We start from the raw sequence: 26862 nt of genomic DNA on the forward strand, positions 1-26862 counted from the left end.
AATTGGCGAATGAGCTGACCTGTAAGCCGGATTCTGTACTACGAGGCGGACCTCGCAGCGGCAAACATCCATCTGGACTACCCATTGCTGGGTGCCTCAAGCAGCTACCTTCGGACTAGACGAGCAGCCATAGCGTCCGAACCACCGCGCAGTGTGCGCGGTGTAATGCCTTGCTCCCGGTGGGGTTTACCTGGCCACACGTGTCATCACGCGTGCCGGTGCGCTCTTACCGCACCCTTTCACCCTTACCTGGTTTCCCAGGCGGTCTACTTTCTGTTGCACTTTCCCGCAGGTCGCCCCGGGTTGCCGTTAGCAACCACCGTGCTCTATGGAGTCCGGACTTTCCTCGACACCTGCTGTCCACGTTCCGTGGGGTTCAGGAGCCGCGATTGCCCGGCCAGCTCATTCGCGAGTTCCTATTCTACGTCTCTGACGCTGCGATTCACTAATTCCTTGCCGATTTCGTGCTACTTGATCTGCGTCAAGGAACGGTGTGGGTCCGCGCCATAGAGTGAAACATGTAAGGAATTAAGGAAAGGAAAGAAACAATGCCAGAGACACTGAAAAAGACCACACTTCGTTCCGACGAGTTCACTTGCCCCTCGTGTGTGACGAAGATTGAAACCAAGCTCAATGGCCTCGAGGGCGTCGAGGACGCCGAGGTGAAGTTCTCCTCGGGCCGCATCCTGGTCGAGCACGACCCACAGCAGGTCAGCGTGCGCAACCTCGTCGACGCGATCGCCGAGGTGGGTTACAAGGCAAAGCCCTCGAATATCTAATGAGAGCACTTAGTTAGAACATCAGGTGCGCCGTGTCGTTGACGCGGCGCACTACTGCCGATTCGGGGTAAAACTCCACCACGGAGATCGACGCCAGATCCAAAAACAGGTGCGTGTAGGTATCCGCACCGGAGTTCAGCCCCTGGCGCACAAACGACTTCACCGGCGTGACATGCGAAACCACCACGACGGTCTTGCCCGCGTACCGCGTCTGCAGTTGCTTGCGTACCTCGACGATGCGTTTGTCCATGTCTTCGACGGACTCGCCGCCCGGCGGAGCCACGCTATACGACGAATACCAGGCCTGGAACTGTTCCGGATCTACCTTCACGGCCTCGTCGCGAGTCTTGCCCTCAAAGTCACCGAAGTCCATTTCGCGCAGGCCCTCGACGGTTTCCACCTTGACACCTGAGACCGCAGAGACTGCCGCGGCTGTTTCCAGCGCGCGGGTGCGCGGGGACGAGACAATCACATCGATAGATTCCGTCTGCGCGATCCACTTTGCGGCTCGCTTCGCCTGGTCCTGGCCCACCTCGGTGAGTACCGGGTCAGACGAACCCGAGTAGCAGTGCTTCGCCGAGTGCTCGGTCTGTCCGTGGCGCAGGAGCACGAACCGGGTGGGAGCTTCGTCGATGCCGTACCAATGCGCATGACTGGCCACCTCGTGGTTTGGGGCCTCTGACTGCTCCGGCTCAGCTGCTGGCTCCGGCTCAGCTGGCGTTTCGCCACCGACAACACCCGGCGCGGCGCCCTGTGCTGCGGCATCCATGGCCACGTTTGATAGTTCGTCGGCCTTCTTATTCTTGTTGCGCGGCACCCAGGTGTAGTCCACCGTGTCGAACCCGGCAGCAATCTTTTTGGCTTCCAGCGCGAGCTTTTGCATGTCCGGGTGCTTGATCTTCCAGCGCCCGCTCATCTGCTCGACGACAAGCTTGGAGTCCATGTAGATGTCTACCTCAGTAGCACCCAGATCGCGCGCGGCCTCGAGCCCGCGCAGCAGACCCGTGTACTCGGCCACGTTGTTCGTTGCCTTTTGGCCCACGACGTAGGCAATTTCGCGCAGGGTGTTGCCTGCTTCGTCGTAGACGACGGTGCCCGACCCGGCGACACCGGGGTTTCCGCGCGAGCCGCCGTCTGCGTAAATGGTGACTTTCATCGAACCAACAACACTCCACAGTTGGGACACGTAGGAAGCTCGTCTTCCGGCGTGTTCGCCACTTCGTCGCGCTCGGCGCCGGTCAGCTGAATGAAGCAGCTATTGCAGGTGCGTCCTTGGGTGAATGCGGCTGCCCCCTGGTCGTCGTAGGCTTCGACAGCGTCGGCGGGAAGCTGTGCGCGCAACTGTGCCGGATCCTGCTCTTCTACCTCGGGAACTGCCTCGACGTCGCGCTTGGCCACCTCGATCTTGCGGTCGAGCTCATCCAGGCGCGCGCCGTGCACATCGCGGTTGTTGCGCAAAGCAGCGATCTCGTTGTGTGCTTCCTTCAACTCAGAAAGCAGGTCAGCGATGCGCGACTTCGCGGCGTAGCGGTCATGCTCCAAGTCTTTGCGACGCTGCGGATCAGTCTCCGCGCCGAGCTGGCGCTTGTCGTCGAGCTCGCGCTTCTTTAACTTGCGCTCATCTTCCTGGATGCGCAGGATTTCCAGCTCCATATCGTCGACAGCCAGCTGTGCGGAGCCAGCCGCATCGCTCATGCGTGCACGCTCTTTGATCAGCTTGTTCAGCTCTTCCTGCTCTGGGCTGATCTGGGTTGGCTGGCCGGCACGACGCTCAGCGTCCGCCAGCTGCAGCAGGATCGGCTGTAAATCTTTTGCGAGTTTCATCCTTTAAGTCTCTTTCTAGTTTTCCGGATGTGCTGACACAGTCCACGGGTCGGTGCGAATCGAAATAATTTCCGTTGTCACCCCTAGAGGTGCCACGATACCCGCTGCCTGGGTAGTCCACGGAAATTCACTAGCCCAGTGTGCGGTATCGATCACGGCTGGCCCGCCCGCACGCAGGTGTTCGTCGACCGGGTGGTGGCGGAGATCACTGGTGACATATACATCGACCCCCAGCCGGGACACGTCGGCCAGGAAGCTATCTCCCGACCCGGAGCTGACGGCAACCTTCTGCACCAGCTGGTCTGGGTCGCCGGCGGCGCGCACACCCCACGCGGTCTCGGGCAGCGCGTTGGCCACCTGCTGAGTGAAGTCGCGCAGCGTCATCGGCTCGGGCAACTCGCCCACTCGGCCCAATCCGGTGGCGGTGGCGAGATCCACGTCCTCTTCCATGGACACGATGTCGAAGGCGGGTTCCTCGTAGGGGTGGGTGCGACGCAATTCGTCGATAAGCGATCTGCGCAACCTGGCATCCGCGACGAATTCCACCCGCGTCTCTGGCGCCGAGAAGTGCTGACCCACCTCCCCGTCGGTGGGATCGGCGCCCTCGAGCGGGGTGAACCCGCCCTGGCCGGCGATCTCGAAGGCGCACTCGGAGTAATTACCAATCTTGCCCGCGCCCGCGGAAAAGAGCGCGTCCATGACGGTACGCACCGAGGCCTGCGGGATGTGCACGCCCCATTTGTCGCGCGCACGGGGATCGACGACTTTGATGGGACGGCCCGGGGTAATGCCCACGAGCTCCGCCAACTTATCGGACACACCAGGACGTGCCGAGTCCGCGTTGGTGTGCGCGGAAAAGAGCGCGCAGCCGCCCTTTAATAAGGTGTGAATCACTTTGCCCTTCGGCGTATTCGCGGCCACCGTGTCCACCCCACGCAGAAGCAGCGGGTGATGCACAACCAATAGCTCGGCGCCCAGCTCCACCGCGCGCTCGGCCACAGCGAGGGTGCAGTCCAGCGCGAAGGCCACGCGCGTGACCTCATCGTCCGGGTCGCCGCAGACGAGGCCGACAGAGTCCCAGCTCTCCGCCAATTCGGGCGGGTAGGCAGTATTGAGTTCCTTGATTACGTCGCCGACAGTAGTCATGCGCCCCATCTTAGATCACTCCCCCGACATCGTTTTATGGGATGCTGTGCAGGTGACTACATTGCTTTTGGACGTCGATGGAACCCTGATTGATTCCATGCCGGGAATTCGCGCCGGTTTGCTCCACGCTCTCGATTCCGTGGATTGGCAGCACCCCGACGAGAAGTTCCTGCGGCGCATCGCGGGGCCTCCCATGGAGGAAACGCTGCGTGGCCTGGGCCTGCCCGAGGAGCTCGTGCGCAAGGCCTTTCGGACTTATATGGACTACACGCGCGACGGAGGCTGGGCCAACGCGACGGCCTTCCCCCACATGCTCGACCTGGTATCCACCTGGGACAGGGAAGATTTCCGGCTGATCACGGCGACCTCGAAGGGTGAGGGTTTCGCCCGCGCAATCTTAGAGCGCGAGGGTTTCTTGGACCATTTCGAGTTTCTCGGTGCCGCCGAGGAGGACGGCGCGCGCCGCACCAAGCAGGCCGTGATCCAGTATGTCTTCGACAACGTCAACCTCGAGGGCGAGGAGATCTTGATGGTCGGCGATCGCCACCACGACATCGAGGGTGCCGCCCATTTTGGTGTGGACACCGCAGCGGTAACGTGGGGGTACGGCGAACAGGCGGAATGGGACACGGCACAATATATTGCGCACTCCCCCGCCGAGCTGGACAAGATAGTAAGGAATATCCATGCTGCATATTGATTTCGTTTGCACCGGCAACATCTGCCGCTCCCCCATGGCAGAGGTGATTGTCCGCGACGCATTAGCGCAAGAATCGCTTGACGACGACGTCCGCCTGACCTCTTCCGGCATCGGCAGCTGGCACGTGGGTAAGCCTGCCGACGAGCGCGCCCTCGCCGAGCTTTCCCAGAATGGTTACAACGGTTCCCAACACCGCGCCGAGCAATTCGGCGGCGACCGCTATGAAGCCGACCTCATCGTGGCCCTGGCCCCGAACCATGTCTCGGAACTCATCGCGCGCGGCGTGCCTGAGGACCGGATCCGCTTGCTGCGTTCCTTCGACCCCGCCTCTCCCGAAGGAGCGGGTGTCGACGACCCGTACTACGGTGGGCCCGAGGGTTTCTCCGAAACTCGCACCCAAATTGAGTCAGCCACCCCGGGTATTATTGAATGGGTTCGGTCTAATAAAGACTCGCAGGTAGAGTAGGTAATTGTGAGCCGTAGTAGTGAAACGTCCTGGTGGAAAAAGTTTTTAAGCCCTGGTTGGGTGATCACAGCTGTGCTGATTGTGATCTTTTCCTACTTCGCCTTTTCCTTCCTCGCGCCGTGGCAGCTGGGCAAGGATGACGCAATCGTCGAGCGCAATGACCGCATCGAGGCATCCTTCGAGGTTGACCCTGTGCCCGTCACTGATCTCGTTGCACCGGACGGCACCTACGACCGTGACCAAGAGTGGACTCGCGTGACTCTGACCGGTCACTACCTGGCAGATTCCGAGGTTCTCCTGCGTCTGCGCCCGGTGGAATCCCACCCAGCGTTCCAGTCGCTCGTGCCTTTCGAGCTCACCAACGGCCAGGTCATCTTGATTAACCGTGGCTGGGTCGACGCCGTGGACGGCACTAAGGTCGCCCCGATTGCGGACCCACCAACCAGTGAAGTCACCGTCACCGGCATGTTGCGTGTCGACGAAGGCGTGCACACCTCCCAACCGCTCGTTGATCAGGGCTACCAGCAGGTTTACTCCATTAACACGGAGCAAATCGGTGAACTCACCGGCGAGCCTTTGGCCGAGCCGTGGATCATGGTCACCGACGAGCAGCCCGGTTCCTTGAACCCGCTTGTGCTTCCTCAGCTGGAGCGCGGCAACCACCTGTCTTACGGTCTACAGTGGATCACATTCGGTGTGATGGCTCCACTTGGTTTGCTGATCTTCGTTCGTTCCGAGATTAAGGAACGCCGCCGCGTGCGCGAAGAGGAAGCCGAGCTAGCCGCTGCGGGCCTGGATCCACACCCGGAGAATGACCCAGATACCGAACCTAGCTCTGATGACGGTGAGCCCGCCCAGGCTCAGCGCATGCGGAACCGCTACGGTGATTCTCGCCGTAGCCACTGGGCGAAGAAGTCTGATCGCGAACAGGAACGCATCTAGCAACATTTCTAGGAAAGGGCGGCCACGTCATGAGTCTTTGGGAACCTTCCAGCACGTCTCTGACTGAATCCGATCACACGCTTATCGACGAGTCCGTGGCTCTCCTCGAAACCGTCGGCGTGTACCCGCACCTTGGCGTCGAACACGAAGACATCGAGGATTCCGTCGCCGATGACCTCGCGCTCTTTCGTCGTCGCCCTCTTTTGACCTTGTTGGGTGCCTGCGATCCCGACGATGACCGCGTTTTCTACTACGTCTTCGTCGACGATTCCCGTCGCGCCCGCACCACCCGTTCTCAGCTCCTCGCCTTCTTCACCGAACTCGCCGAGTCCGCAGGGTCTCTCTCCCAGGTCTCGGACCTGTTTGATTTCCCCGATGCCAACTCCCCTGGCTCCGGTTCCCTGCGATTCCAGGTCGGCGAATGGGATGTCCACGACCTTGAATACGACCTCGACCCTGACTTCGGAGATGTCTGCGCCGAACTCCGTCTCCCCCAGTTGGTGGCTCTTCCCGGCATGACCGCGCTCACATATGAGGGCGCCTGCCACTCCAACCCGCTGACGGTCTGGGTGGATACCCTCGCAGCCGAGGAGACGGGTTTTGGCTCTTTGATCGAGGCCGAGCTAGCGCATTAAGTTTCTCCCACAAAACTAGGTGCACTTTGCCAGATATCACCATTATCTGACCTGCGGTTTCTTACTTCGCCGTGCGTTAGGTCCGCCTCAGGGCCCCGCATGGTCGAAAACGGCCCCCTCCCCCGAACCTAACGCACGGCGAAATCTAAAACCGCAGGTCGCAGCAAACAAAGTCGTGCGAAGTGCACCTCTTTGAAGTTTCAAGAAAAGCCCGTGTGTACCACGCGTGAAATCCCATGTGAAAAAACAGAAAAGCCACTACCCGATTTCTCGGAAAGTGGCTTTGACCTGCTATTTCATTTGTGCGCCAAGAGGGGATCGAACCCCCGACCTACTGGGTGTAAACCATTAGATTGTCGCTCTATCAGCCCTATTAACTAGCAGATTAGCACCATTACCTTGAGGTTCGTAAATTGTGACAAGACTCGACACGACTGGAAACGGCCCGAAAATATCCCACAAGTCGTGGAATTGTCGTGGAGTTCTTGCCCTACAAGTCCTCGACAATCTCAACTGGTATGTCGATCCCGCTCTCTGGGTAGGCAGCACGGTAGGCACGAATCGTGCGCAGAGACAGCGTGTACTTGGAATCCAGTATCGCCATTCCGGCGCGCACATCCTTTAGCTCAGACTTAATGCCAGCAATCTGGCTCATGAACGATTCCACTACAGCATCCAAAGCACTAGCCGTTTCTTCATCTGTCTCTTGGTCTTTCTTCTTTCCGGTGATCTTGTCCCATGCCCAGGTGCCACCCCCGCCGACGAGCACGACGAATGCGACGGTAAGGAATCCCCATACATCATTCGGCAATTCGTCGGGCCACGTCATGCAGCTTCTCCTTATCCACTCCCTTGTTCTCTCGGGAAGTCTCGTATGCATCATGCAGGATCAGGAACGGCAGCACGGTGAAAAGCACCGCCATTGCAATCCCTCGATCAAGCGTGCCGTGAATAAAACCGAGCCAATACGAGACTGCCCAAATAGAGCACATCGTGAAGTACAAGAAGATCACCACCGACGAGGCAGCACGATAACCGCGCGTTGTCCCCTTAGGCCACAACGCGAGCACACCAGCAGCAACACCGGCGATAACCCACAGGGTGGCCCAAAACTCGATCGCAGTTAGATTCTCAATCGGATGGATACGGGCCTTGTAGGTTCCGAAGATGCCGAAGTACGACAGGCCGAATGCCAGCGCAGTCACGGACATAAACGCCATGATTGGCCCAAACGAGCGCCACCACAGGTCACGGAACGAACGCAAACCAGGGCGCACCGGTGCCGGTAGATGCTCGATAGGCATGATCACACACCAGGCTTCTGGAACGTCGGCAGATCGACTTCCGGGGCCAGGCGCGCGTGCTTGCCAGGCTCAGAAGAGTTGTAGGACTCAAGCTGGAAACTAGGGTCATACGCCGCGGGTACTTGCGGCACAGGTGGAACCTCAACCAGCTCGACCTCTTCGACGGCGGGAGTCTGCAACGCGATTTCCTGCTCGACCTCGCTACGGCCCTGAGCCTTCGCCCGCTCCACATCATCCTGGGTTACAGGATCGTCCGAACCATGCTTAGTCTTGGCGACTGCATAGAAGTTACCGAGAGCGCCCACGAACGGCACAGCGGTCTCAGCGAGCAGCATGATGGCATCCTGCCACTGGGCGATACTATCCGCGGTGATCACGTTGAACACGACGAGAAGGGACAGCAGCGAACCGGAAACGGAATAGATTACCTTGCGGTTTTCAGGTGAAAGTTGAGCAGCCATTAGTCGTTCTCCTTCTTGAGTAGTTCGTCCAGTTTCGACTCGATGCGGGCATTGTCTTGGCGAGATGCGGCAATACCATCAATCGCGGAAAGGTTGTTGCCGTACTGGTCTTTGCCCAACTGTGCCCAGCCGTTGATCTGCCCCTTATCTCGGGAATCCTTACCGAACAATTGCTCACGGATGTCCTTCACATCGGAGCCAATCGGCCCGTTGAACCCCTTGGTGTAATCCGCCATGTACTTGCGAGTTTTTGCGCCTTCCTCGCGGATAGCGGCAATGATCTCTTGCTTGTCGGACATGCTTAGTTCTTCCTCTCCATAGAACAGGTTCCGAATTTGCTCTTTAGTGCCCTTATAGGCGTTAATGTCCACCGAATACCCAGCCACGGCAGCGTTAGATCCGAATTGCCACAGTGCGGGTTTCTGATTGCCCAGCGGGTACGACCACTGCTGCGCGTTGTCCCCTGGGTAGATTGCGGAAGGCTTACCCGCGCGGTTCGCGCCGTACGCAGCCACCCAGAACGCGCCGAACTCGTGGCTGTCAGGCTCCCCCGGCGCGATTTGGCCTTCCCAATAAGGCACATACGAATATGCGCCCACCACAGGCACACCACGGGCTTCAAACTCTCGTTTAGCCTCACGGATGTGGTCAACGTGTAGTCCTCGCGGTGTTTCCACGTCGATCCACATTGGGCGCACCATGTCCCCCATTACTGCAAGGGAAGCTTCGACTTGCTGGCGAATCGTTGTGCCCTCGGAAGGGTTGCGCAGATAGTGGTAAGCAGCGGTTACCAGGCCACCGTTTTCCGCATCCGCCATGTGGGACCGGTAGGTGCGGTCCTTGTAGGTGCCATCGGTTGTTCGGATGATGGCGAACTCGATACCTTCGCGCGCGGCCTGTGTCAGGCTCATGCCGTCCTGGTGCTCGGACACGTCTACACCAAATATTGTCGATGCGCTCCCAGCGGTCTTAGCCGCGGCGGTTGTGGCCTCGCCGGGGTGTAGTGCGTTTTGCAGCCACACTTCTGGGTCAATGCGGACGGAACCATAGCCTGTCTGCCATACCGTCAGGTGCAGGTGTGGGCCCGTTGATTGGCCATTACTACCCACGTAGCCAATCAGATCACCAGCGTTTACCCAGTCACCAACTTTCAGGCCCGTGGCAAACGCATTCCACATGTGCCCGTACTCGGTGCAGCCACCACCTTCACTCGAAGGGTGGTCAATCACGATCCACTGCCCGTATCCAGTTGCGGCACCAATGTATTGCACAGTGCCACCGGCGCAGGCGTAGAACGGAGTGCCATCAGGGGCACCAAAGTCTAATCCTGAGTGCTGGGCACCCCACCGGGGACCAAACCCCGAAGTCAGGGTGTATGCACCCCTTTTCATTGGCCATTGTCTACCCACTGGTAAGTCACCTCCTTAGTGTTTAGTTTTCCGTGCTCAGGGATTAGTGAGTCGTTCTGCTGCATCTCGAAGTAGGCGAGACAGGTAGTTTAGCGAGTCCCCGGTGTTCATGTCCTGGGTGGATACAGAGCGCAGTTCGTCATTCGCTGGGGCTAGTGGTTCAGCTGGCTCGATGTTCGCGGTGTAGGTGTAAGTGCCGTAGGCCAGGTGGCTATCGCCAGCATGTGGCCACGACGAGATGTTGAACGCAGCATTCGCCATGTCCGTATTCCACGGGTGCAGCGATGGTGCATACATCGAGTTGGTAATCGAGGTGATGCCGTCGATCATGACTACAGGATCAGACCACACAGCATCGGGCGCATCGGCGGTACGACATACAGCACCAAGGGTGCCATCCATGTATGTCAGGCGCACCTTGCCACCCAAGTATTGGGCACTGATTTCACCGATGGAAGAACCCGGCATGGTTGGTTCAATGATCTTGGTAGGCCACACATCGCGGCCCCACTGCCACTTGCCGTCTTTGTAGCCCCAGAACTCCCACTTCGAGCGCTCCCAGGTGTGCCGCCAATCGCAACGACGTAGATACACGCCAGCCTTGGCTAGACCGAAGTGACGGCCCTCAGGGGTGCCGAACACGTAAACGTTGTCATCGTTTGGAGCCATCAGGAACGTTGCGTTTTGAAAGTACTGGTCTCGGCCTTCGTTCCACCACTGGTAGCCAAGTCCCTTTTCGGTGCCTTCGCCCTTCTCTACGTCGTAGGCGAAGTTCCATACCTCAGCGTGTTCACCGGTTGAATGGAACCAGGTGTTCGAGTGCGTATGGCACATGGCTTGGGAAGCGTCAGCATCCCAATTCTTTACGCGGAATCCCATACCCATGTAGTGACCATCTGGCAACTGAATGGCATCGTTCGGGATGATTGAGAAACAGCCCTGGTCTCGACGGCGCGCATCACCATTCTTGATACCCATTGGGTAGTTAAGTAGTTTTCCGCCACCTCGTGCCGCGTTATCCCACTTGATTCCAGCAGTATTGAAGTCGCGGTTAGATGTGCGCATCATCACCGGGGAGCGCCACCCACCCTCGTTGGGAAACCCGTTGAATGTGTCACCGAACAGGCCACCGACCCACTGGCCCTTATTACCCTCGAAGAGGAATCCTAGGTCTGTTCCTCCCACACCGATACGGGAAGTTGGTGTGCCGTCGAGAATGGATTTTCCAGCGTTGAGATTCAATTTTCCCATCAATAACTCCTAATGCATTGATTTAAGTTCACCACCAATCCAACTCCCCCGAAAGTGTGACCTACATGGTCTGCGACGTAACAGGACACTTTTCCGTAGCGATGAAACGATTAGGTTTAACCGAGAAAGGAACCACACCACATGAGCAGTATCAATGATCTATTCATTTCCATCGGCGGGGTACTCGCAACGCTCGCAGCTATCCCCCTCTTTATCGGGTTCATCCCAAAAGTTGAGGCTTACGGGAGTGCCGCTGCAATCGGAGAGCCACTACTGAATAGTTCCAAGTTTTTCTTTGAACTTGGCGGCATGCCCGTCGAGTAAAAGCACATAAAAATACCCACCAAGGCAATCGCGCCAAGGTGGGTTATTCTTATGCTGTTCTAGATACGTGCACCCCAGTAGTTGAGGTGGTTCAGGGAGTGCTCAACAGCGGTACGACCGTTGAACACCGCCTGAGTTGGGTCATTGTATCGACCGTGAGCCTCACTGGTCACATGGTTAGAAAGCGCAGTCAGAGTGCGAAGCATCGTGAGGAAGTCTGGGTTCGCAATTGGCTCAACGGAGGAACCAACAGACGAAGAGCCAGAGGAACCGAACGATGCACCGAGAAGCGCCAGAATGCCCTGAATCGTGGCAATCGACTGGATTACTTCGCTCGGGGTCTGGGTGGAGACTTTGATAGCCCGATTGTAGATCTCTACACCGTAGGTGTTCTTAATGTCGCAGTTGGTGAACACATCATCAGGCAGACCATAGGCGAAGTAGTCAATGGTGTCGGTGTTGGTCACTGGATCACCAGCGATGCCTTCGTACTTGAGCCGGTTCGGGTTATCGAGGTGGAACGTCTTGCCCTTTGCGCGATGTGGGGATGCGAACGCATGCACCCACAGGCAATCCTTGAGGCGATGCTTCATATCGCCCTCGACCAGGGCACGAGTCACGAGATCAACGACTGCGCCACCCTGGGAGAAACCAACCAGGCCAAAAGTGCCAGGGGTTTCGTTGATCATCTTCTTGAGCTCGGCGATACCTGCATCGCGGGATTCCGCATAGTCAGGGGTCTGTAGTCCCTGGTTTGGTGGGATTGGGCCGAACGCGGCGGAGTAGTTCACGAATCGCACATCGAACAGGTCAGGATTCAGTCGATGCGTGTACGGGTAGAGCAGGCCTTCCTTGGTTGGGCCACCGGTTGCGTGATCTACTTCCCAAGTGCCTGGGACTACGAAAAGCGTATGCTTTGCCATGTTTCTCCTTATCGGACTACGCCCAGCGTTTTACTAGGCTCCCGTAAGGTTCGCACTCGGCGCGAATCCGATACCGGTGTGCGACGCTACTGCTCATGCAGCAACGAGATTGAATACTCCGAGTGCATACCACGCTCCGAAGGCGACATATCCACCAGTGCGGCACCTCGCCACACCCACGGGTACAACGTTGTGCCAGCAGACAGAAAACGAATCGCGGTAACGGTACCGAACATCGAATTGTTGACATCCGCCCACAGTTCCAAACCTGCGGCACCATCGGTCATGGAAGCACCTAACCCCATGCCCTTCTCGGAAGCTCCACGGCCCCATGTCTGAGTCGCAGACAGTACGTACACGCCTGTCACGGGAGCGATCAGGCAAGGATTATGCAGCGTGCTCGATGCAGCGCCACCGTGGGATGCATGCACATATAACCTGCCATCATGGTTGGATCGTAAACGCGTAAACGCCGTTGCCACAGGGTTGTACATTGGCCCTGACCATCTCAGCGACCCATAGATTTTGGGTGCAGCCTCCCCAGCCGGCCCTTGCTCACCTTGCGGGCCTTGTATCCCCTGGATACCTCGCTCCCCTTGTGGACCTCGTTCACCTTGTGGCCCACGGAGGGAACCTTTCGGACTCCATGCCATCGCGTTCCCCTCTTAATCCAGCTGGTAAACAACGCCGGTCACGTTATCCAAGTAGTTATCGCCAGGAAGCGAACCAGTGATCTGGCCAGGCGCGCCATCGCCAAAGAACCACTTAGATCCTCGTTGCCCAGTGTCACCTTTCACGCCTTGCAGGCCACGTTCACCTTGTGGGCCTTCTGGGCCTTGTGGTCCACGGTCACCGACAGCGCCGGTGTCACCCTTGGGGCCTGGCGCGCCTTGCGGGCCCACGAAGTCCACACCACTACCCGATGGTGGAAAGGACGTACCAGTCCACACGTAGAGGTCACCGTCAGCATCAACGATGTACGCCTTACCAGCGTCAGCAGCAGTCAGATTCGTTGGCAGGTTTGCGTAAGTCGCCACCTGGCCTGCAATCTCAATGCCCTTGCCGTCAACACCAGGTTCGCCCTGCTCACCTTGCTCACCCTGCAATCCTCTAGGGCCTTCGGGGCCACGGGGACCCTCCGCTCCCTGGGGGCCACGCGGCCCCTCGGGGCCAATCTCACCCGGGGCACCAGTATCACCCTTCGGGCCTTTCAGGCTTCCCCTTTGTGTCCATGCCATAAGAACGTGCTCCTATTTCAGCTCGAAAATGTTTCCGGTAATCGAATCAATCCAGGTATCCCCAACCTTGGAACCTTCCACGTAATCAGGTGGGGAACCTGGCCCCACCCACACAGCAGGAAAGTTGTTGGAAGGGCCAACAGGGCCACGCTCACCGCGCTCACCTTTTGGCCCCACCGGGCCAGCAACGGGAGTGAGAATGACATCACCAGCAATTAGCCTTCCCCCAGGAAAATCACCAACCGCCACGACCATTTACCCCACTTTCGTTACAAAACCCTCGGCCAAAGTTTCCCACCCAGCACCAGTATCAATGCTGATATGCGCCGGGGACCGATCCACCACCGCTGCAACCTGGCCATCGGTAAGCCACAACTGCGCTGAACCGTCACCGAGCGCGAACGGCACACGCAACTCCCCAGCCTGCACCTGAAACACAGCCTCCAAGCCTTGCAACGACTCGCCACGCTCTACATCGAACGTGATACGAAACGTTTGCCCTGCACGTAGTACGGGCTTCCACCGGTACGGCACCCACGACAAACCCATTAGTCAGCCACCGGATACGACAGATGCATCGTGTACACATCACCCGTCGAGTGCCACCCTGAAGCTAACTTCGGAACACCCGTACCGGTAGTGCCGTCCTGGGAGATGCGGTGAGGATACGTATTCGAGTAATCACCAGAAGCAGGCGCAAACAAAGTGCCGCGCATCCAACCGCTCTTGATAAGAATCTCCATCGGGAAATCCAGCGGTCGATCCGCGTTGATATAGATATGGCCTGTGGACCATGTATCTGGCATCCAGTCTGCACACGCTAGCGGCAAATCCACCGTGATCTGTCCACGCCCGAAGTTACGACCCGTTGCCGTAGTAATCGAAATGAAGCCATCGAGCATGCCATCAACCACACGGTAATAGCCACGGTACGAACCACCAGTGCCCAGGAATACCGCCGTGCCATCATTAGGATTGTTGCCACCGTAGCCCTTATCTCCGTAGTAGCGAAGAATCGGTTGCCATTGCTTCCACGGATTCGACGCGGTACCCACATCGCGCCACACCATGTCATCATCCAGGCGACGAGTATAAGAACCACGATCAACCGTAATCATCGAACCGGCGCGCATGTCCAAGAATTGTGGGTAGTTCAATGCCTGCTGGGTAACTCGGATGGGGCCACCATCTCCGCCCCACGGGCGATAGTCAATGAATTGCGAAGGCGAGGTGTAGCCACCGGCAAACACGACATATGCAATCACCGCATCGTAGAGCACGCCTGGAATCAGGTTGATCTTCGTCGTGTCAGGTGCGGACGTGGTGTTGAATGTAGGTTCTTGAATCGCTACCAGCTGTGCAGAGTCGTTGACTCCCTTAGACCAATCCACGCGCAGCACGACAGCGTACCGACGAGTGGACAGGCCACCAGAGGCTACGGCCACGGAGTTTGAGCCAATCGCGTTGACGCGAGTGCCCGCCACAGTCGCGGAACCAGACTGAACAATCACACTTCCGTTGGAATACGACGGGCGCAAATCCCCAGGCTTATCGACCAGGAACCGCGGCCCCAACGCCTGGGTAATGTCAGCGAACTGTGAAGGGCCAATCGTTGTGTTCGACGTGGCCACAGTTGTAAATGCCATTTATCGTGCTCCTCGTTCTAGTAGCATCACGCGCTTTTGTAGATCCGCAGTCAAGTCAAACGTGTCGAGAGGCTTAGCGTCCTGCTTAGCGACAGTTGGAGTAACCGTGAACTCGCTAGGGGTTTGGCGCACTTCCACAGATTTCACGGTCAGTTCAAAGTCGCCTGCTGGAAGTTCCACGCGCACGAGATCACCTAGAGAGAACACCCTTGCGCCTTCCTCCTCAGGTGGCCCAAACACCCACCCAAACGTTGCATCAATCGACGCTTCAATCTCCGACGATGCGCCTTTCTCAGCCATAATCCGCAGGCCATTGTTTTCCATCATCCCGAAAATCTCGGACGATAAGAGGTCCGACCACTTCCTCGGTTGATCATCTGGATACTGCCATTCAGATACTTCCTCGCGCGTGTTCCAGCGTGATGGCTCGGTCCCGTAGTGCAGATACACATGGGTAAACCAGCCAGGCGCATCTCGATGGTTCGGGTGATCATCTGGCCTGAAAATGGTGTACACACGGTTAGCCTGCGCCCTGCTGTGTGACACATTCCAGTCGATTACGTCACCACCTTCCACAGACCACACAATGTCCCTGCGCCGGTACGGTTTCACGTCTACCCACACTGTTGGTTGTGAGATACCCACGGTGCCATCGGGGGTCATATCGCCGGTCATGAGACTACGAATGTCCACGTAGTGTTCTGTCCGTGGAAGTACTTCCATGATTCCATCTGCTACTGATTGCCATTCCCACATGATTGTTGTGTCTCGCCCCTCGCCGGTCAGCGGTGCCGTCAGGATGGGTGCCGCTGTTTCTTCCGCGCGTGTTTTCACGGCCTGCTTAATCGCATTGGACAATGGGCCTACTGTGGACCAGGTGTACGTGTCGTTCCAGCGTCCAGGCGTTGAGAACCCTGCCCTGCCCCACGATTCCGCAAAGTACGGGATCAGCATCATCCCGGTAAGCATTTGCCATCCGCCCTGAGCGGTCACGGTAATCATGCCCTGCGCAGGGTCACCTTCGAGAGCGTTAATGTCCGAGTGGGTAGGAACCGCGATAAGTTGCATGCCACGGTACTTTGCGCGCACCAGCGTTGCACCTGACTGGTCAGCCAAACGCGCTGACAGACTATCTAACGGCGCGACGAGCTCAATTACATCCGCCTCGTGCACGTTCCACGTCAGGCTGATTTCTTCCACCCTGCCCAGGTAGCCCAAACGCTCCCCGGTATGGGTAATCACCTCAACCTCGATGGGTGTTTCCGTTGCCCCGCCCTGGTCAAAATACAGTGTTGCCAAAATGATTCTCCTTAGAACGGTGAAGCGTAGGTAGCGGCACCAATAGCACTCATGCTGGATGCATCGGTCATACCGTCAGATGACATGACCAGCGGGACACGAGACCCAATTGGAACGGCACCCCAACGGCCAGAGACAGCGTTGTACAACGACATTCCCGAGTCATCGGTAACCGTGCGCTCGACCGGATTCGTGTTCACCGTGACCACCAAACCTTCGGGGATTTGTCCACGCAGCGACAGCAACGAGTCACCCACACCAAACACCGGATTAGCCAAAGGGCCTTCCAGTTTCCATGTCAGCCACATCGGACCTTGCCCACGGTTTTCCATGTACAAGTCGCTGACTGTGTTCGAGGACGAGATGTAGAACGGATAGGCGTGTCCCTGCATGCCATAGAACGGAACACTCCCAGACTGCCCAGAACCGGACAGAGAGAACGTTGCAATCTGTTCGGGGCCAAACCACCACGGCCCGTTACCAGTGAGGCTCCACAGTTCTATCGGTGGCTCACCTCCCAGCCCAGGGTCATAGGTGTATGACGTGCCAGGCGTATCGAGTAGATGAAGCTTCCGCCAACGAGTCTCGCCACCAGGGCGCGTGAACCGCAAAACACCCTCATTCCACGGGCTATTTGCCTGAAACCACCACTCCTCCCGCAACTGGTAGTACTCCTCGCCTTCCAAGCCAACACCCACTTGGACCTTCAAATCATGCTCAGCACGCTTCAACTGGGTAGCAGTACGCACCTGCCCACCACGAACATGAACATGCTCCATCTCAGGCCACGAGAGACCCTCCTGATCTAAGTCGAGGATGACACCCTCAGTGCCATTACCTAGATCCCAGGTCTTACCTCGCCAGTCAATCCATTCAATTTTTCTCATGACAATCCTGCCTTAATCTGTGCCCTACGCTGCTTACGCTCAACCTCGCGGATTGGAGCATTTGGATCAGCAGCAACCAACGTGCCAATGTGCACCGAAGCATCCACACCAGAGCCACCGCCTGGGGCATTTGTACCGGGCAGCGACGAGTTAACCCCTGACTTGTAGCCGTCGAGATTCCGTTGGACCTTCTTCATCATTCCCCCAGATGCCGCGGCTGCATCCGCAGCGGTATCGGCGATGCCTTGGGCAAACGTTGTACCAATCGAGCGGCCTGAATACAGCACCCAGCCCCTGCCCGAGAATGGGCCCTTCTTCGCCGGGGAGAACGGGAAGAAGTCACGCGCAGCCTGAACAACACCGCGCGCTGCATCCGCCACAGAACCGATCATGGACTTAATGCCGTTGATAAAGCCCTGAATCAAGGCCTTACCGGAACCAACGAGAAGCGAGCCCACGTTTCCCAGAACACTAAGCACCCTGCTTGGAAGTTGCCCTACCGAGCTGACTGCGTTGGATACACCAGACGAGAACGCGGATACAACACGGTTCCACATATTCGATACGAAACTTGTCGCGCTCGATACCAGGTTCGAGATGAACCCAAGCACCGAGGACACCCACCCAGCCACAGCGGCAATCACTGTGGACACCATCGACACGAACCCGGAAATGACACCAGCCACGAACGACACGATCATGCCCAGAGCACTACCAACGAAACCAGCGATGGAAGCGAGCAATTGCAAGAACGCTCCGGCCACCTGGATCACGATGGCAATCACCGGAGCCAGGGCAGAAACAATGGAAGAAACAACCTGAATCACCGCAGAAATCACAGGAATCAGGGAAGTCAGCACAGGCATCAGAGCACTAATCACGGAAGCAGCAACCTGTAGAACCATGCCGATCAACGGGGCCAGCGCCGTAACGACCTGGGCCACTACCTGGACGATCTGCACGATCACTGGCAGCAGTGCCGCGATAACTGGCATGAGCGCACCCATCAACGTGCCCGCGACTTGCAGGAGCACGGGGAGCAGCGGGAGAACAGCCTGCAAGATTTGCATGAATGCTTCCGCAAGTTGCGGGATGAACGGCGCAAGCATCTGGATACCTTGAAGAAGAGCGCCGCCTATGGCCACCGCTAGTTGCTCGATGTAGGGCGCGAGCATGGCCACGACCTGGCCAAGCATGCTGAAAATCGGGGTCACAGCCTGCAACGCAGCCGTAAGCACGACTCCCAGCACACCTGCAATCGTTGAAACGACCGGCGCGAGCGCGGAAAACGCCTGAGCAATGATGCTGACAATTGGTGCGAGCGCAGAAATCACCGGCGCGAGCGCACCACCGATGGCACCCACCATCTGCCCGAGCACCGGTAGGAGTGGCGCAGCAGCAGCCAGTATTTCACCGAACGCGGCACCCAACGGGGCAAGAGCAGGCGCAATAGCCGCCAGGCCCTGAGCAAGCCCATCAACCGCCACCGACAGGCCAGGGCCAATAGCCGTAATGAACTCCGAAACGGCAGGAATCAGGGTCACCGCAATAATCTGCCCAAGCTGGCCAAGAATCGGCATGAGTGCAGCCATAGCAGCAGCCATAGCATCAAACATGCCCTGCAAAACGGACATGCCCTCAGCGGAGTTCACCCACTGGTTCATCTGCTCGATAGCCCCAGACATAGTGCCCAGATACGACTGCCCCGATGCGGTCATGGCTGTCCAAACACCGGAAATGATGCCACCAACATTGGACATGACTTCGCCCATGTTCTGAATCTTGGTCACCATGTCTTGGAAAGACTGCTGTAGCGATCCATCCTGGAAACCAGCCACCATGCGCTCAGACCACGCATCCGCAGCGTGATTAATCCGCTCCGTCAGGTCGCTAAGCACGGGGCCAGCAGCAGCACCAACGGCAACGAGCCCAGGCACAGCACCAGCAATCGCATAGGTTAGGTCGCTTGCAGCCTGACCAGAGTGATGAAACAGGGTTTTCATGGCAGAAAGACCGACACCCTGAGACACGAAATCCACTACACCAGCAGCGGCATTTCCCATGTCCATTGCAAGCCCTGACATGGTATCTCGCAAAGGTTGCACGAGAGCAGACAAGTCACCAATGTTGGAGAAGTTAGCCCAGAACTTCTGCTGGACTTCTTCGCCCAGGCCTGAGAACTCTTCTTTTAGTCCACGAATCGACGTGGCAGCAGTCTGGGCAGCGGGTGGCAGTTCTGCAATTGCCGCGGCAAAATCCTCAGCGGATTCAGCATTAATGGCATCGCCCATGCCGTTGAACGCGCTCTTGAGCACGCCTACGGCCATTGCAGCAGCACCAATCGCCGAGGGTACCAACGCGCCACCCAACTGACCTAGGGCCACCACGGCAGGCCATGCAGCGGAAGCTACCGCAGCCAACGGGGCAGCAAGGCCACCAATTGCCGTTCCGAGTACCGCAATGGAACCCATCATCTGGGGGAGCATGCGCAGGCTAGAAAGCATCTCCGAACCGAAGAACCTCGATGCCACCTTCGTAGCAGCCATCGCAGCAGCCAGAGACGCGTAGAAACCCTTAGTATTCAGTTTCAACGCAACGTTGATTGTTGGCCTGCCAGCAGCAGCCACAGTGCCCGCCACGGCAGACAGGAACCGGACAGCATTAATCTTGAGGGTGCCGTGAATGTCATCGACTAGTTCCTGCGCCCGATTCGCGGCCTGCTTCACCTTCTGAATGAACCCACCGGTATCAACATCAATATCGGTCTTAATAGATTCCGTGGCCTTCTCAGCAGCCTTCGCCGCAGAAGTCGCCTCGCGCGCCAACTGGGAGGCATCCACCCCCATGTCAACATCAACATTGCCCACCGCAGCCTGAGCAGACTGAACGGCAGACTTCGCCGCGCGCGCCACCTGGCCGGGGTCAAAATCAATCTTGACGTTGAACTTGATCTTCTCTTCAAGACCACGAAGTTCAGCCTTTAACGACTTGCTGAAACCCTTGGAGTTGGGCATCACTTTAATGTTGACGGCACCAATCGTGCGCCCCATATCAGCCATACCCACTACCTCCTACTAGGTTTTCATTGCTTGACTCGTTGCCATCTTCCGCCACGAGGCCAGCTTCCTTTTCTGTCTGCGACGCTTCGCAGCTTCAAACCCTGGGTAGTTCTCCCACTCGCGGAATTTCTCGCCCTTGGCCCCCTTCTTCCGTCCGGAATTAACTTTCATGACACGCAGGGCTTCTATGGCATTACGCACATCGAGCAGCATGAAGTCTTTCTCGGACCAGCCGACTCCGTTCTCTTCGCCCTGAACGCGCGCGAAGTAGCGCGAAGTGCTTGGTAATCCCCGCACGAGCAGCAGCACTTCTACCGGCTCCCACTCCAAAACAACTTGGGATAGCCGCAAACCGTAGAACTGCTGAAAGTCCGGGACAAGGGCACTCCCGAACTTCTCAACTTGCTCATGCAGGGCAATTAGTTTCCCATGCGCTCAGCAACACGACCGAAAGCAGCCATTACCGCTGACTCTCCATCTTCCTGCGCAATCAACCACTTGGTCATGGCCTCGCGGTCCTCCGCCTGGTCGAGCACAATATCTTCCGCAGCGATAATCAAATCTTCAAGCTTCTGAAAGGTGGAACCATCCTTTAAAAGGTCCTCTTCCGAGATATTGATCTCCCCGTCCTGCCAATCCTCAGGCAGCATCGCGGCAACATCCAACACCTTCCGCTTAAAAGCGAATCGAGCAGACGGCAGTAAATGGTTCATTCCCTTCAACGCAGGCATGGTGGAAAGATCGTAAGATTCTTCCGCAGCATCGAACTCGTTGGCAACCTCAGCCAATGCGGGCTCCTGGTCCTCGACAGGCTCAACATCTGGGGTGGCAGCCTTCGTGTTGTTTTTCTTGTTTGCCATGAAAATATCCTCCTGAAATGCAAAAAGTGTGGGGCAACAACGACTTTTATTGTCATTGCCACCCCACACTGGGCAGTCAGTCAGCGACGAAACTACAACTTAGGCAGCGCCGCCAGATTCAGTACCACCAGCCTGGTTCGCCGGGTCCAGGCCAGAGTGCGTAATGTTCTGGCGATTCTTCCCCGGTGCCTGAGTCACGGTGTACACAATCGGCGCACCCACAAAGTTCTCAGTATCGAACTCAATCGAATCACCAGGCTTAGTCTCAGTACGCGGATGCTGAAACACCAAGTAACCATCACCATCGACCACGATCACGACCAACGACAAGCGAGTGGACTTGTACACCGCTGGAACAGAAAAGTAACCAGTCGCAGCATCGATAGATCCGTTATCGCCGAATCGCTGCTTCAACGTCTCCTCGGACCACTGGATTGGGGTCACAGTCCACGAATCAGCCTGGGTGATCTGGGTAGTACGCAGTGCCCGGTTCTCCCACGCACCCTTGACCTCGCCACCCTCAATCTCGGATTCAAGAGAAGGCAGTTCATCAAGCGAGGTGTAGCCAAGCGGCACATAAGTACCAATCGAGCCAGTCATGCCACCGGCGATCCACGCCTTAATTTCTTCATGGGTGGGAGGCTCAGCCCCATCCGCACCGCCCATTACGGTGCCAGTTCCCGGCATGAAGACGGCATTGTCATTGTATTCAGCCATTGTTCACTCTCCTAAGGAATAAGTTATACGTTGAGGTGACCAGTTCCGCACCACTCGGATTATGTGGAGACACGCGCGCAGGCTCGCTGTCACACTTCACACTAGAAACAGCAATATCATCCACATTGGTCAGCGACAGCAGCGCATCCGCCACCTGTTCATGAACTAGAAACGCTTCATCCTCCGTGGGAGCAGACGTAGACAACACGACAGTCACATTGAACAGCCAACGATTCCACCCACCACCAACCGCGCTCGCAGGTGGCACCTGCACCACAGTCACAGGCGAACCATCATAAGAAGCATCACGCCCCAACTCGATCACCTCACCAGGGCACGCAGCGCGCAAACCATCGAGCAACACCTTCTCAGGCGAAAAACGCTCATGCTTAGGCTGAACCATCACGCACCACCCCGAGCGGCACGAGTGAGATTGAACTGACCAGGCACCCAATCACCAGGCCGGCCATCCTTCCCTCGCGCAAAGTGCCCAAACTCAACGTGGGCAGCAGCCGGATGGTCGTTGTACACAATCCGGTCAGTCACACCCTTAGGTGCAGCCTGTTTACCAGTCTTGAAGTTACCCGAGTACTCCCCGGTATCCCGGCGCGCCGACGCATTCGATGCAGCGCTCGCACGTATCTTTTCCGCGGCCTCGTCCAATGCAGTCGAATCGCTAGCCATGCGGGCAACGATATTGCCCACGCCTTTATAAATCTCAGCCATTCCTTAATCCTCGTTTCACGCTTGTTTGCCTCAGTGCAACTACGTCACGCGCAGTGCGCCTAGATCCGCGATGCCGTTTTGGTTCGCCTACGACCTGGTGCACAATCCCTTCGCCATCAATCACAAGTGAGAGATCGTCCCCGGGGAATGAACGGGTATAGAACCGTTTCAGATTCAGCACACCAGTCTCGCCAGCGCTCGCATACGCGGTGATGTCATCCGTAGTGGATTGCTGCAACCTTCCCCAACAATCCACCATGCCTACCTCGACAGGTTCCTTACGGCCACGGTCGTTCTCGCGCATCTCGCGCAGCACCACAGTCACCTTGTCCTTCATCGCAGTCGAGCGCAGCATCAGGAATCACCTTCCGAATACCACGGGAAGCCAAACTCACTGCCGTCAGGAACGTAACCACCACCGCGCATTGGTTCCTCGCGGTACGTCGAAATAGTCCCGATGCCTTTCGGTCGCGCGCGCCTACGGAATTTCCGAAGCTCGGCCTGCTCGGATGCGGTGAACACATCGGCCTTGGTAACCGTTGCATCGAGGCCATACGAGTAGTCGCCCTCAGACTCACGGGTAAACCGGTCAGGGTTTGTGTACAAGCGACGAGTAGCAAGCGCCATCACAGCCATCGCGCCAGGGGGAACATCCAACGAATCGCGCCAATCACGACCCGTAATACTCAGGGCAGTCGCGGAAACAATCTCAATCGCCCAGAATGCAAGACCGGTATCAATCGGCCCATGATCAGAGGACAATGACGCTTCCAGGTCCCCGAGCTCAATTAACCTTACTCGATCCATGCCCTACCTCCTTTCGATATGGAAAAGCACCCGCACCCTGGGTGGGTACGGGTGCATTACTAAGCCTTGCGCTTATACCGCAGGTTCAGCGGTTACAGGTGCCGCTGGCTCCTCGATGCCAGGCTCAGCGGTCAACTTCACGATGCGCTGACCATCAAGCACCTCAGCACCAGCAAACGTGTCAACAACCGCGCGGTCCTGCAAACGATTCACGTCGTAGTCATGCAGGTAACGCAGGGTAAAGCCCTGGGCAGATGCAGTAGACGCGAACGGCACACCACGAGGAACCGCAGGAACACGAGTAACCAAAGTGACTGCATCGCGGTTCAGAGCGTAAGCAGCGTATGGGTCAATCGTGTTGTCCTCGATAATGGTGAAGCCATACAGACGGCCAAGGGTAGCGTCACGCAGCAGACCATCGGTGCCCGCCTCGTTGACCTTGAACAGGTTCGGGGTGGACAGCAGCGCGCCAGCCCAACCAGTGCCCACAACGAGGTAACGGTTCTGCGCAGGGACACCACGCAGGCCAAGCAACTGTCGAGCAGCACGAATCGCAGGAAGAACCTGGGAGTGGTCATCTGCCTGCAACATAGCGTTGCGCACAGGGGAGCCCGCAGCGGAAGGCTGCAAGCCAAGACCGATACCAGCAGCACCAGTGCCGCGGTTATCCGCGGTGATTGCCTCACCCGCAGAGTTAGACAACTGGCCCTTAGGGGCCTTATCAATCGCAGTCAAACCCTCAGGAACAGAATCAAAAGCGCGAGCAACCGTTGCGTTGAGTTCATCCGCAACCGATTCAGCCATTGGAGCAACGACTTCACGCTCCATGTCAGTCAGGGTGAAGGTTGCGAAATCATCCGGCAGCTTCACCGCCTGATACACCTGATCTTCGAGGCTTATAGAGGTGTACGGCTGGACCAAGCGAGAGTAGGTAATCTCGTCCTCGTTCGCGCGGTTTTCCTTGGTGTAGACACGCGCAGGGTCGATGTGAATTGGGTTCTTCACGGTCACGGTCGCGCCACGGCCAGGCACAAACTCACGGGAGAAGTCCTGGTTCACAATACGCGCCAGGGTGGAACGGTTACGCAGCGCAGCAAGCGTAGAAGTTGCTACCTGCTCAGGGGTAAAAAGAAGATGTTCAGCCATAACGGCACTCCTTATCGGTTATAAATTCGTTCACCGATCTTGGCAAGATCAGTTTCATTGTCAGAACCTGCCTGAACCTCACCACGACGAACACCATCATCAGGAAACGCGCCAGGAACAAACCCACGAGGGCCAAACGAATCAGCCAACGACTTCGCATCTGCCTTCATCTCTTCCAACGTGTCGCCCTGTAGACGCTTAGCCATCTCGAACGGCAAACCAGTCTCCACAACAGCCTCGTACTGCATCGCCTTACGTTCCGCAGTACGAGCACGCTCACGGAGTTTCTTGTTCTCCGTATTCTTGCGCTTCATTTGCCGCCGAAGATGCTTCACATCATCGGACTCCTCGCCAGAATCATCGTCATCATCAGATTCATCGTCAGAAACTGAATCATCCGCATCGTCCTGGCCTTCATCCTCGTCAGAGGAATCATCACCAGGCTCTTCCTCGTCGAATTCATCCTCCGAATCCTCAGACTTGGCACCAGCCTTGTCAGCGAGATCGTTTGGGGTTACCTGTTCAGTGTCATTAGTGCCGCCGTTCTCCTCCTGGGAAGAATCGGCATCAACATTCGCAGTAGTATCAGACATTTATTATGTGTTCCTTTCGCACAGAGGCAAGAAGGTTGTTTCCAGCACCCTGGCTGGCTCACATCACATCTTCATAGCCTGCGAACGATACTTTTCAATCTGCGACAAGAACCGCTTACGTTGCGTTTCCAGCGCCATCACAGCCACTTCATCATCACCCTTGCCCAGGGCACGCAACTCAGCAAGCTCGGCATCAACATTCACCAAACGTGCTTCCAAATCGTTCGCCCAGCCCAAGAAATCCTCGTCGGTCAACTCAGACCACTTCTTCACCGGTTCACCAGATCGTTCCGCACGAGTCACAGGCTTCACGTTCTTACGCGGAGGCTTAGGGCGCTTCTCCCCCTCTTGAATCGGCCCATCATAAGTTTCAGGCAGCGTGCCCGAATTCCACCAACGCTCCCACGCCTTTATAGGGTCTTTCTCCCCCGCAGCAACGCGCGCCCAATCCCGCGCGAGCTCATCACCACGACCAGGCAGACGAATCTTCCCACCAACCTTGTAGACAGGCTCCAACGTGCACTGACAACCATCATGCACCTTAAAATCACCCTTACCCACAAACCGCGAATTAGTATCCTTGAAGGAATCCGTGCGGTACAGGCCAGCACCATCCGCCAAATACCCGGTATAAGACACGCCACGAGACGCGAGCATGGCACAGAACGCACAAGGGTCAGCATCCACTACGCGCGCATACCCAACAGGCCCATTACCGCGCTCAACATCGTCCTTAATCACGCGACGGCCACCATCGGCCACGATCTTCGTAGCCTTACCGGAAACAGCGTTACGGCCGGCCTCTAAACCTTCCTCAGTGTTGTAGCCCTTACTGGATACTCGCTTCATCGACGCTCGCGCAGCAGTCCACAACTCCTGCAACGCATCCTCGAGACTGTAGTTATCCACCACATCAGCAATCGGCTTACGCTCCGGCTCCGGCACTTCAAGATCACGGAAATTCACCAAATAATCCTTGGAATACTCCCGCGACACCGCCCGAAACTTCAACACCTCCGGCGCAGCCCGGCGCGCAAACGACAACGACGACTGATCAATATTCTTGTAATCCGCTTCTTCATCCCAGATGCCAAGCAGCACTTTCAGCATCCGCTTCACAATCCCAGCCTGCCCCTTGCGGTGCTTCTCGGTGAGCTCACGACCCTCACTAGTCCTAGCCACCGCTTACCTCTTCGGTAGTCGAAGCATCGTTACGGCGCAGCATCCCATTCAACGGGTCACGCTCCGCCTCCTCGTCAGCCATACGCTCCCACTCCATAACGTCAGAACGCTCAACACCAGGAATACGATCCCACAGAGCACGAGCAGGCACATCCAACATCTGCTTAATCTTGCCCAGAGCATCCGCAGCCTGAGACATCGAACGAATCTCCATGTCCTGCCACGTCACCCTGAGAAGATCATCCTCAGCAGCATCCACGTTGCCCGACATGTACAGCCCAGTACGTATCAGGCGCGAATACGACTCAGCCGCATTCATCTGACGCTCATACACCTTCTGCGTCAACGGCGCACGAGCAGCAGCCAACGCCTCAGCCGACAGGTTCACCATCTGCCCAGTGAGTGCATGCGTAGGAGTCTGCGACGTCGAGGCCAACGCCTCAATAGGTCAAGTCCTTTTGAGTGGTGTATCCGCCAGCGGTTGACTCAGCGATGAACTGACCGCTGACGGAACAGGATTCCTTACGCCACCAGAGCC

The 26862-nt window shown here is 57.2% G+C and carries 32 protein-coding genes and 1 other RNA gene; 6 read left to right on the top strand and 27 right to left on the bottom strand.

The window, feature by feature from the left end; genetic code table 11:
• Positions 1-6 precede the first annotated feature (6 nt).
• An RNA gene (gene rnpB / locus A37O_RS15895) (RNase P RNA component class A) lies at positions 7-405 on the bottom strand.
• 143 nt (positions 406-548) lie between these two features.
• On the opposite strand from rnpB, the gene A37O_RS0108825 reads away from it, so the two are divergent.
• Positions 549-779 carry a heavy-metal-associated domain-containing protein gene (locus tag A37O_RS0108825; protein WP_018297147.1) on the top strand — a complete coding sequence of 77 codons (231 nt, stop codon included), beginning with the start codon at positions 549-551 and terminating at the stop codon, positions 777-779.
• 13 nt (positions 780-792) lie between these two features.
• On the opposite strand, the gene A37O_RS0108830 is transcribed toward A37O_RS0108825, so the two are convergent.
• From A37O_RS0108830 to A37O_RS0108840, 3 genes are read right to left on the bottom strand one after another with little or no spacing between them, the layout of a single operon-like run.
• Positions 793-1935 carry a bifunctional RNase H/acid phosphatase gene (locus A37O_RS0108830; RefSeq protein WP_018297148.1) on the bottom strand — a complete coding sequence of 381 codons (1143 nt, stop codon included), beginning with the start codon at positions 1933-1935 and terminating at the stop codon, positions 793-795.
• Positions 1932-2603 (bottom strand): zinc ribbon domain-containing protein, encoded by a 672-nt coding sequence (locus A37O_RS0108835; protein ID WP_018297149.1) that lies wholly within the window; start codon positions 2601-2603, stop codon positions 1932-1934. The genes A37O_RS0108830 and A37O_RS0108835 overlap by 4 nt, the downstream gene beginning before the upstream one ends.
• Before the next feature lie 15 nt (positions 2604-2618).
• Positions 2619-3749 carry a Nif3-like dinuclear metal center hexameric protein gene (locus A37O_RS0108840; protein ID WP_018297150.1) on the bottom strand — a complete coding sequence of 377 codons (1131 nt, stop codon included), beginning with the start codon at positions 3747-3749 and terminating at the stop codon, positions 2619-2621.
• Between A37O_RS0108840 and A37O_RS0108845 the strand changes: the two genes are divergently transcribed.
• The 4 genes from A37O_RS0108845 to A37O_RS0108860 are packed head-to-tail and all read left to right on the top strand — an operon-like array spanning position 3748 to position 6492.
• Positions 3748-4449, top strand: coding sequence for an HAD-IA family hydrolase (locus A37O_RS0108845; RefSeq protein WP_018297151.1), 702 nt, complete (start codon positions 3748-3750; stop codon positions 4447-4449). The genes A37O_RS0108840 and A37O_RS0108845 overlap by 2 nt on opposite strands.
• Entirely contained in the window at positions 4436-4915 is a 480-nt protein-coding gene (locus tag A37O_RS0108850; protein WP_018297152.1) for a low molecular weight protein-tyrosine-phosphatase, read from the top strand. Before A37O_RS0108845 ends, A37O_RS0108850 begins: the two co-directional genes overlap by 14 nt.
• Positions 4916-4921: 6 nt before the next feature.
• On the top strand, positions 4922-5857 hold the full coding sequence (locus A37O_RS0108855; protein ID WP_033377951.1) for an SURF1 family cytochrome oxidase biogenesis protein: 936 nt from the start codon (positions 4922-4924) through the stop codon (positions 5855-5857).
• Between the two features lie 29 nt (positions 5858-5886).
• Positions 5887-6492, top strand: a complete 606-nt coding sequence (locus A37O_RS0108860) for a hypothetical protein (RefSeq protein WP_018297154.1) — start codon at positions 5887-5889, stop codon at positions 6490-6492.
• Positions 6493-6982: 490 nt separating this feature from the next.
• On the opposite strand, the gene A37O_RS0108865 is transcribed toward A37O_RS0108860, so the two are convergent.
• The 5 genes from A37O_RS0108865 to A37O_RS0108885 are packed head-to-tail and all read right to left on the bottom strand — an operon-like array spanning position 6983 to position 10917.
• The gene (locus tag A37O_RS0108865) at positions 6983-7321 is read right to left on the bottom strand and encodes a hypothetical protein (RefSeq protein WP_018297155.1); all 339 of its coding nucleotides are present in this window, start codon (positions 7319-7321) and stop codon (positions 6983-6985) included.
• On the bottom strand, positions 7293-7796 hold the full coding sequence (locus A37O_RS0108870) for a hypothetical protein (protein WP_033377953.1): 504 nt from the start codon (positions 7794-7796) through the stop codon (positions 7293-7295). The genes A37O_RS0108865 and A37O_RS0108870 overlap by 29 nt, the downstream gene beginning before the upstream one ends.
• Positions 7797-7798: 2 nt before the next feature.
• Entirely contained in the window at positions 7799-8257 is a 459-nt protein-coding gene (locus A37O_RS0108875; protein ID WP_018297157.1) for a hypothetical protein, read from the bottom strand.
• Positions 8257-9648 carry a peptidoglycan DD-metalloendopeptidase family protein gene (locus tag A37O_RS0108880; protein WP_018297158.1) on the bottom strand — a complete coding sequence of 464 codons (1392 nt, stop codon included), beginning with the start codon at positions 9646-9648 and terminating at the stop codon, positions 8257-8259. The genes A37O_RS0108875 and A37O_RS0108880 overlap by 1 nt, the downstream gene beginning before the upstream one ends.
• Before the next feature lie 54 nt (positions 9649-9702).
• Positions 9703-10917 (bottom strand): DUF4185 domain-containing protein, encoded by a 1215-nt coding sequence (locus tag A37O_RS0108885; RefSeq protein ID WP_018297159.1) that lies wholly within the window; start codon positions 10915-10917, stop codon positions 9703-9705.
• Between the two features lie 141 nt (positions 10918-11058).
• Between A37O_RS0108885 and A37O_RS0108890 the strand changes: the two genes are divergently transcribed.
• Positions 11059-11241: a hypothetical protein gene (locus tag A37O_RS0108890; RefSeq protein ID WP_018297160.1), complete on the top strand. Its 183-nt coding sequence runs from the start codon at positions 11059-11061 to the stop codon at positions 11239-11241.
• A gap of 59 nt (positions 11242-11300) precedes the next feature.
• Here the strand turns inward: A37O_RS0108890 and A37O_RS15885 are convergent, their stop codons facing one another.
• The 18 genes from A37O_RS15885 to A37O_RS0108990 form a co-directional block, all read right to left on the bottom strand.
• The gene (locus tag A37O_RS15885) at positions 11301-12164 is read right to left on the bottom strand and encodes an alpha/beta hydrolase family protein (RefSeq protein ID WP_018297161.1); all 864 of its coding nucleotides are present in this window, start codon (positions 12162-12164) and stop codon (positions 11301-11303) included.
• Positions 12165-12250: 86 nt separating this feature from the next.
• Positions 12251-12658: a hypothetical protein gene (locus tag A37O_RS16510; RefSeq protein WP_156802545.1), complete on the bottom strand. Its 408-nt coding sequence runs from the start codon at positions 12656-12658 to the stop codon at positions 12251-12253.
• A 171-nt stretch (positions 12659-12829) separates the two neighbouring features.
• Positions 12830-13402 (bottom strand): collagen-like domain-containing protein, encoded by a 573-nt coding sequence (locus tag A37O_RS0108905; protein ID WP_026196270.1) that lies wholly within the window; start codon positions 13400-13402, stop codon positions 12830-12832.
• 548 nt (positions 13403-13950) lie between these two features.
• A complete protein-coding gene (locus A37O_RS0108920) occupies positions 13951-15048 on the bottom strand; it encodes a hypothetical protein (protein WP_018297164.1) in 1098 nt (365 codons plus the stop codon).
• Positions 15049-16347, bottom strand: a complete 1299-nt coding sequence (locus A37O_RS0108925; protein WP_018297165.1) for a hypothetical protein — start codon at positions 16345-16347, stop codon at positions 15049-15051.
• 11 nt (positions 16348-16358) lie between these two features.
• Positions 16359-17234 (bottom strand): hypothetical protein, encoded by an 876-nt coding sequence (locus A37O_RS0108930; RefSeq protein WP_018297166.1) that lies wholly within the window; start codon positions 17232-17234, stop codon positions 16359-16361.
• Positions 17231-20293, bottom strand: coding sequence for a phage tail protein (locus tag A37O_RS0108935; RefSeq protein WP_018297167.1), 3063 nt, complete (start codon positions 20291-20293; stop codon positions 17231-17233). Before A37O_RS0108935 ends, A37O_RS0108930 begins: the two co-directional genes overlap by 4 nt.
• Before the next feature lie 15 nt (positions 20294-20308).
• Positions 20309-20623, bottom strand: a complete 315-nt coding sequence (locus A37O_RS0108940; protein WP_156802547.1) for a hypothetical protein — start codon at positions 20621-20623, stop codon at positions 20309-20311.
• A gap of 89 nt (positions 20624-20712) precedes the next feature.
• Positions 20713-21153 carry a hypothetical protein gene (locus A37O_RS0108945; RefSeq protein ID WP_018297169.1) on the bottom strand — a complete coding sequence of 147 codons (441 nt, stop codon included), beginning with the start codon at positions 21151-21153 and terminating at the stop codon, positions 20713-20715.
• A gap of 99 nt (positions 21154-21252) precedes the next feature.
• Positions 21253-21870: a phage tail tube protein gene (locus tag A37O_RS0108950; protein WP_018297170.1), complete on the bottom strand. Its 618-nt coding sequence runs from the start codon at positions 21868-21870 to the stop codon at positions 21253-21255.
• Positions 21863-22273, bottom strand: a complete 411-nt coding sequence (locus A37O_RS0108955) for a hypothetical protein (protein WP_018297171.1) — start codon at positions 22271-22273, stop codon at positions 21863-21865. The genes A37O_RS0108950 and A37O_RS0108955 overlap by 8 nt, the downstream gene beginning before the upstream one ends.
• Positions 22273-22596, bottom strand: a complete 324-nt coding sequence (locus tag A37O_RS0108960; RefSeq protein WP_018297172.1) for a DUF5403 family protein — start codon at positions 22594-22596, stop codon at positions 22273-22275. Before A37O_RS0108960 ends, A37O_RS0108955 begins: the two co-directional genes overlap by 1 nt.
• On the bottom strand, positions 22589-22951 hold the full coding sequence (locus A37O_RS0108965) for a hypothetical protein (RefSeq protein ID WP_018297173.1): 363 nt from the start codon (positions 22949-22951) through the stop codon (positions 22589-22591). The genes A37O_RS0108960 and A37O_RS0108965 overlap by 8 nt, the downstream gene beginning before the upstream one ends.
• Positions 22951-23403: a hypothetical protein gene (locus A37O_RS0108970; protein ID WP_018297174.1), complete on the bottom strand. Its 453-nt coding sequence runs from the start codon at positions 23401-23403 to the stop codon at positions 22951-22953. The genes A37O_RS0108965 and A37O_RS0108970 overlap by 1 nt, the downstream gene beginning before the upstream one ends.
• A 72-nt stretch (positions 23404-23475) precedes the next feature.
• Positions 23476-24549 carry a P22 phage major capsid protein family protein gene (locus A37O_RS15890; RefSeq protein ID WP_018297175.1) on the bottom strand — a complete coding sequence of 358 codons (1074 nt, stop codon included), beginning with the start codon at positions 24547-24549 and terminating at the stop codon, positions 23476-23478.
• Between the two features lie 11 nt (positions 24550-24560).
• Positions 24561-25142, bottom strand: coding sequence for a hypothetical protein (locus tag A37O_RS0108980; RefSeq protein WP_018297176.1), 582 nt, complete (start codon positions 25140-25142; stop codon positions 24561-24563).
• 63 nt (positions 25143-25205) lie between these two features.
• Positions 25206-26324, bottom strand: coding sequence for a VG15 protein (locus tag A37O_RS0108985; protein WP_018297177.1), 1119 nt, complete (start codon positions 26322-26324; stop codon positions 25206-25208).
• The gene (locus tag A37O_RS0108990) at positions 26317-26760 is read right to left on the bottom strand and encodes a phage portal protein (protein ID WP_169332152.1); all 444 of its coding nucleotides are present in this window, start codon (positions 26758-26760) and stop codon (positions 26317-26319) included. Before A37O_RS0108990 ends, A37O_RS0108985 begins: the two co-directional genes overlap by 8 nt.
• Between the last annotated feature and the right edge of the window lie 102 nt (positions 26761-26862).

It is taken from the genome of Corynebacterium lubricantis DSM 45231 (assembly GCF_000379425.1).
In the GTDB taxonomy this organism is placed as follows: Bacteria; Actinomycetota; Actinomycetes; order Mycobacteriales; family Mycobacteriaceae; genus Corynebacterium; species Corynebacterium lubricantis.

Excerpts from the sequence above, each read along its gene's own strand:
- A37O_RS0108955 (WP_018297171.1), bottom strand. The coding sequence starts at position 22,273 with ATGGTTCAGCCTAAGCATGAGCGTTTTTCGCCTGAGAAGGTGTTGCTC.
- A37O_RS0108885 (WP_018297159.1), bottom strand. The coding sequence starts at position 10,917 with ATGGGAAAATTGAATCTCAACGCTGGAAAATCCATTCTCGACGGCACA.
- A37O_RS0108980 (WP_018297176.1), bottom strand. The coding sequence starts at position 25,142 with ATGTCTGATACTACTGCGAATGTTGATGCCGATTCTTCCCAGGAGGAG.
- A37O_RS0108875 (WP_018297157.1), bottom strand. The coding sequence starts at position 8,257 with ATGGCTGCTCAACTTTCACCTGAAAACCGCAAGGTAATCTATTCCGTT.
- A37O_RS0108840 (WP_018297150.1), bottom strand. The coding sequence starts at position 3,749 with ATGACTACTGTCGGCGACGTAATCAAGGAACTCAATACTGCCTACCCG.
- A37O_RS0108825 (WP_018297147.1), top strand. The coding sequence starts at position 549 with ATGCCAGAGACACTGAAAAAGACCACACTTCGTTCCGACGAGTTCACT.
- A37O_RS0108905 (WP_026196270.1), bottom strand. The coding sequence starts at position 13,402 with ATGGCATGGACACAAAGGGGAAGCCTGAAAGGCCCGAAGGGTGATACT.
- A37O_RS0108960 (WP_018297172.1), bottom strand. The coding sequence starts at position 22,596 with ATGGCTGAGATTTATAAAGGCGTGGGCAATATCGTTGCCCGCATGGCT.
- A37O_RS0108920 (WP_018297164.1), bottom strand. The coding sequence starts at position 15,048 with ATGGCATTTACAACTGTGGCCACGTCGAACACAACGATTGGCCCTTCA.
- A37O_RS0108850 (WP_018297152.1), top strand. The coding sequence starts at position 4,436 with ATGCTGCATATTGATTTCGTTTGCACCGGCAACATCTGCCGCTCCCCC.
- A37O_RS0108930 (WP_018297166.1), bottom strand. The coding sequence starts at position 17,234 with ATGAGAAAAATTGAATGGATTGACTGGCGAGGTAAGACCTGGGATCTA.
- A37O_RS0108970 (WP_018297174.1), bottom strand. The coding sequence starts at position 23,403 with ATGGATCGAGTAAGGTTAATTGAGCTCGGGGACCTGGAAGCGTCATTG.
- A37O_RS0108865 (WP_018297155.1), bottom strand. The coding sequence starts at position 7,321 with ATGACGTGGCCCGACGAATTGCCGAATGATGTATGGGGATTCCTTACC.
- A37O_RS0108835 (WP_018297149.1), bottom strand. The coding sequence starts at position 2,603 with ATGAAACTCGCAAAAGATTTACAGCCGATCCTGCTGCAGCTGGCGGAC.
- A37O_RS0108845 (WP_018297151.1), top strand. The coding sequence starts at position 3,748 with ATGCGCCCCATCTTAGATCACTCCCCCGACATCGTTTTATGGGATGCT.
- A37O_RS0108890 (WP_018297160.1), top strand. The coding sequence starts at position 11,059 with ATGAGCAGTATCAATGATCTATTCATTTCCATCGGCGGGGTACTCGCA.
- A37O_RS16510 (WP_156802545.1), bottom strand. The coding sequence starts at position 12,658 with ATGTACAACCCTGTGGCAACGGCGTTTACGCGTTTACGATCCAACCAT.
- A37O_RS0108860 (WP_018297154.1), top strand. The coding sequence starts at position 5,887 with ATGAGTCTTTGGGAACCTTCCAGCACGTCTCTGACTGAATCCGATCAC.
- A37O_RS0108935 (WP_018297167.1), bottom strand. The coding sequence starts at position 20,293 with ATGGCTGATATGGGGCGCACGATTGGTGCCGTCAACATTAAAGTGATG.
- A37O_RS0108830 (WP_018297148.1), bottom strand. The coding sequence starts at position 1,935 with ATGAAAGTCACCATTTACGCAGACGGCGGCTCGCGCGGAAACCCCGGT.
- A37O_RS0108965 (WP_018297173.1), bottom strand. The coding sequence starts at position 22,951 with ATGCTGCGCTCGACTGCGATGAAGGACAAGGTGACTGTGGTGCTGCGC.
- A37O_RS0108870 (WP_033377953.1), bottom strand. The coding sequence starts at position 7,796 with ATGCCTATCGAGCATCTACCGGCACCGGTGCGCCCTGGTTTGCGTTCG.
- A37O_RS15885 (WP_018297161.1), bottom strand. The coding sequence starts at position 12,164 with ATGGCAAAGCATACGCTTTTCGTAGTCCCAGGCACTTGGGAAGTAGAT.
- A37O_RS0108950 (WP_018297170.1), bottom strand. The coding sequence starts at position 21,870 with ATGGCTGAATACAATGACAATGCCGTCTTCATGCCGGGAACTGGCACC.
- A37O_RS0108945 (WP_018297169.1), bottom strand. The coding sequence starts at position 21,153 with ATGGCAAACAAGAAAAACAACACGAAGGCTGCCACCCCAGATGTTGAG.
- A37O_RS15890 (WP_018297175.1), bottom strand. The coding sequence starts at position 24,549 with ATGGCTGAACATCTTCTTTTTACCCCTGAGCAGGTAGCAACTTCTACG.
- A37O_RS0108880 (WP_018297158.1), bottom strand. The coding sequence starts at position 9,648 with ATGAAAAGGGGTGCATACACCCTGACTTCGGGGTTTGGTCCCCGGTGG.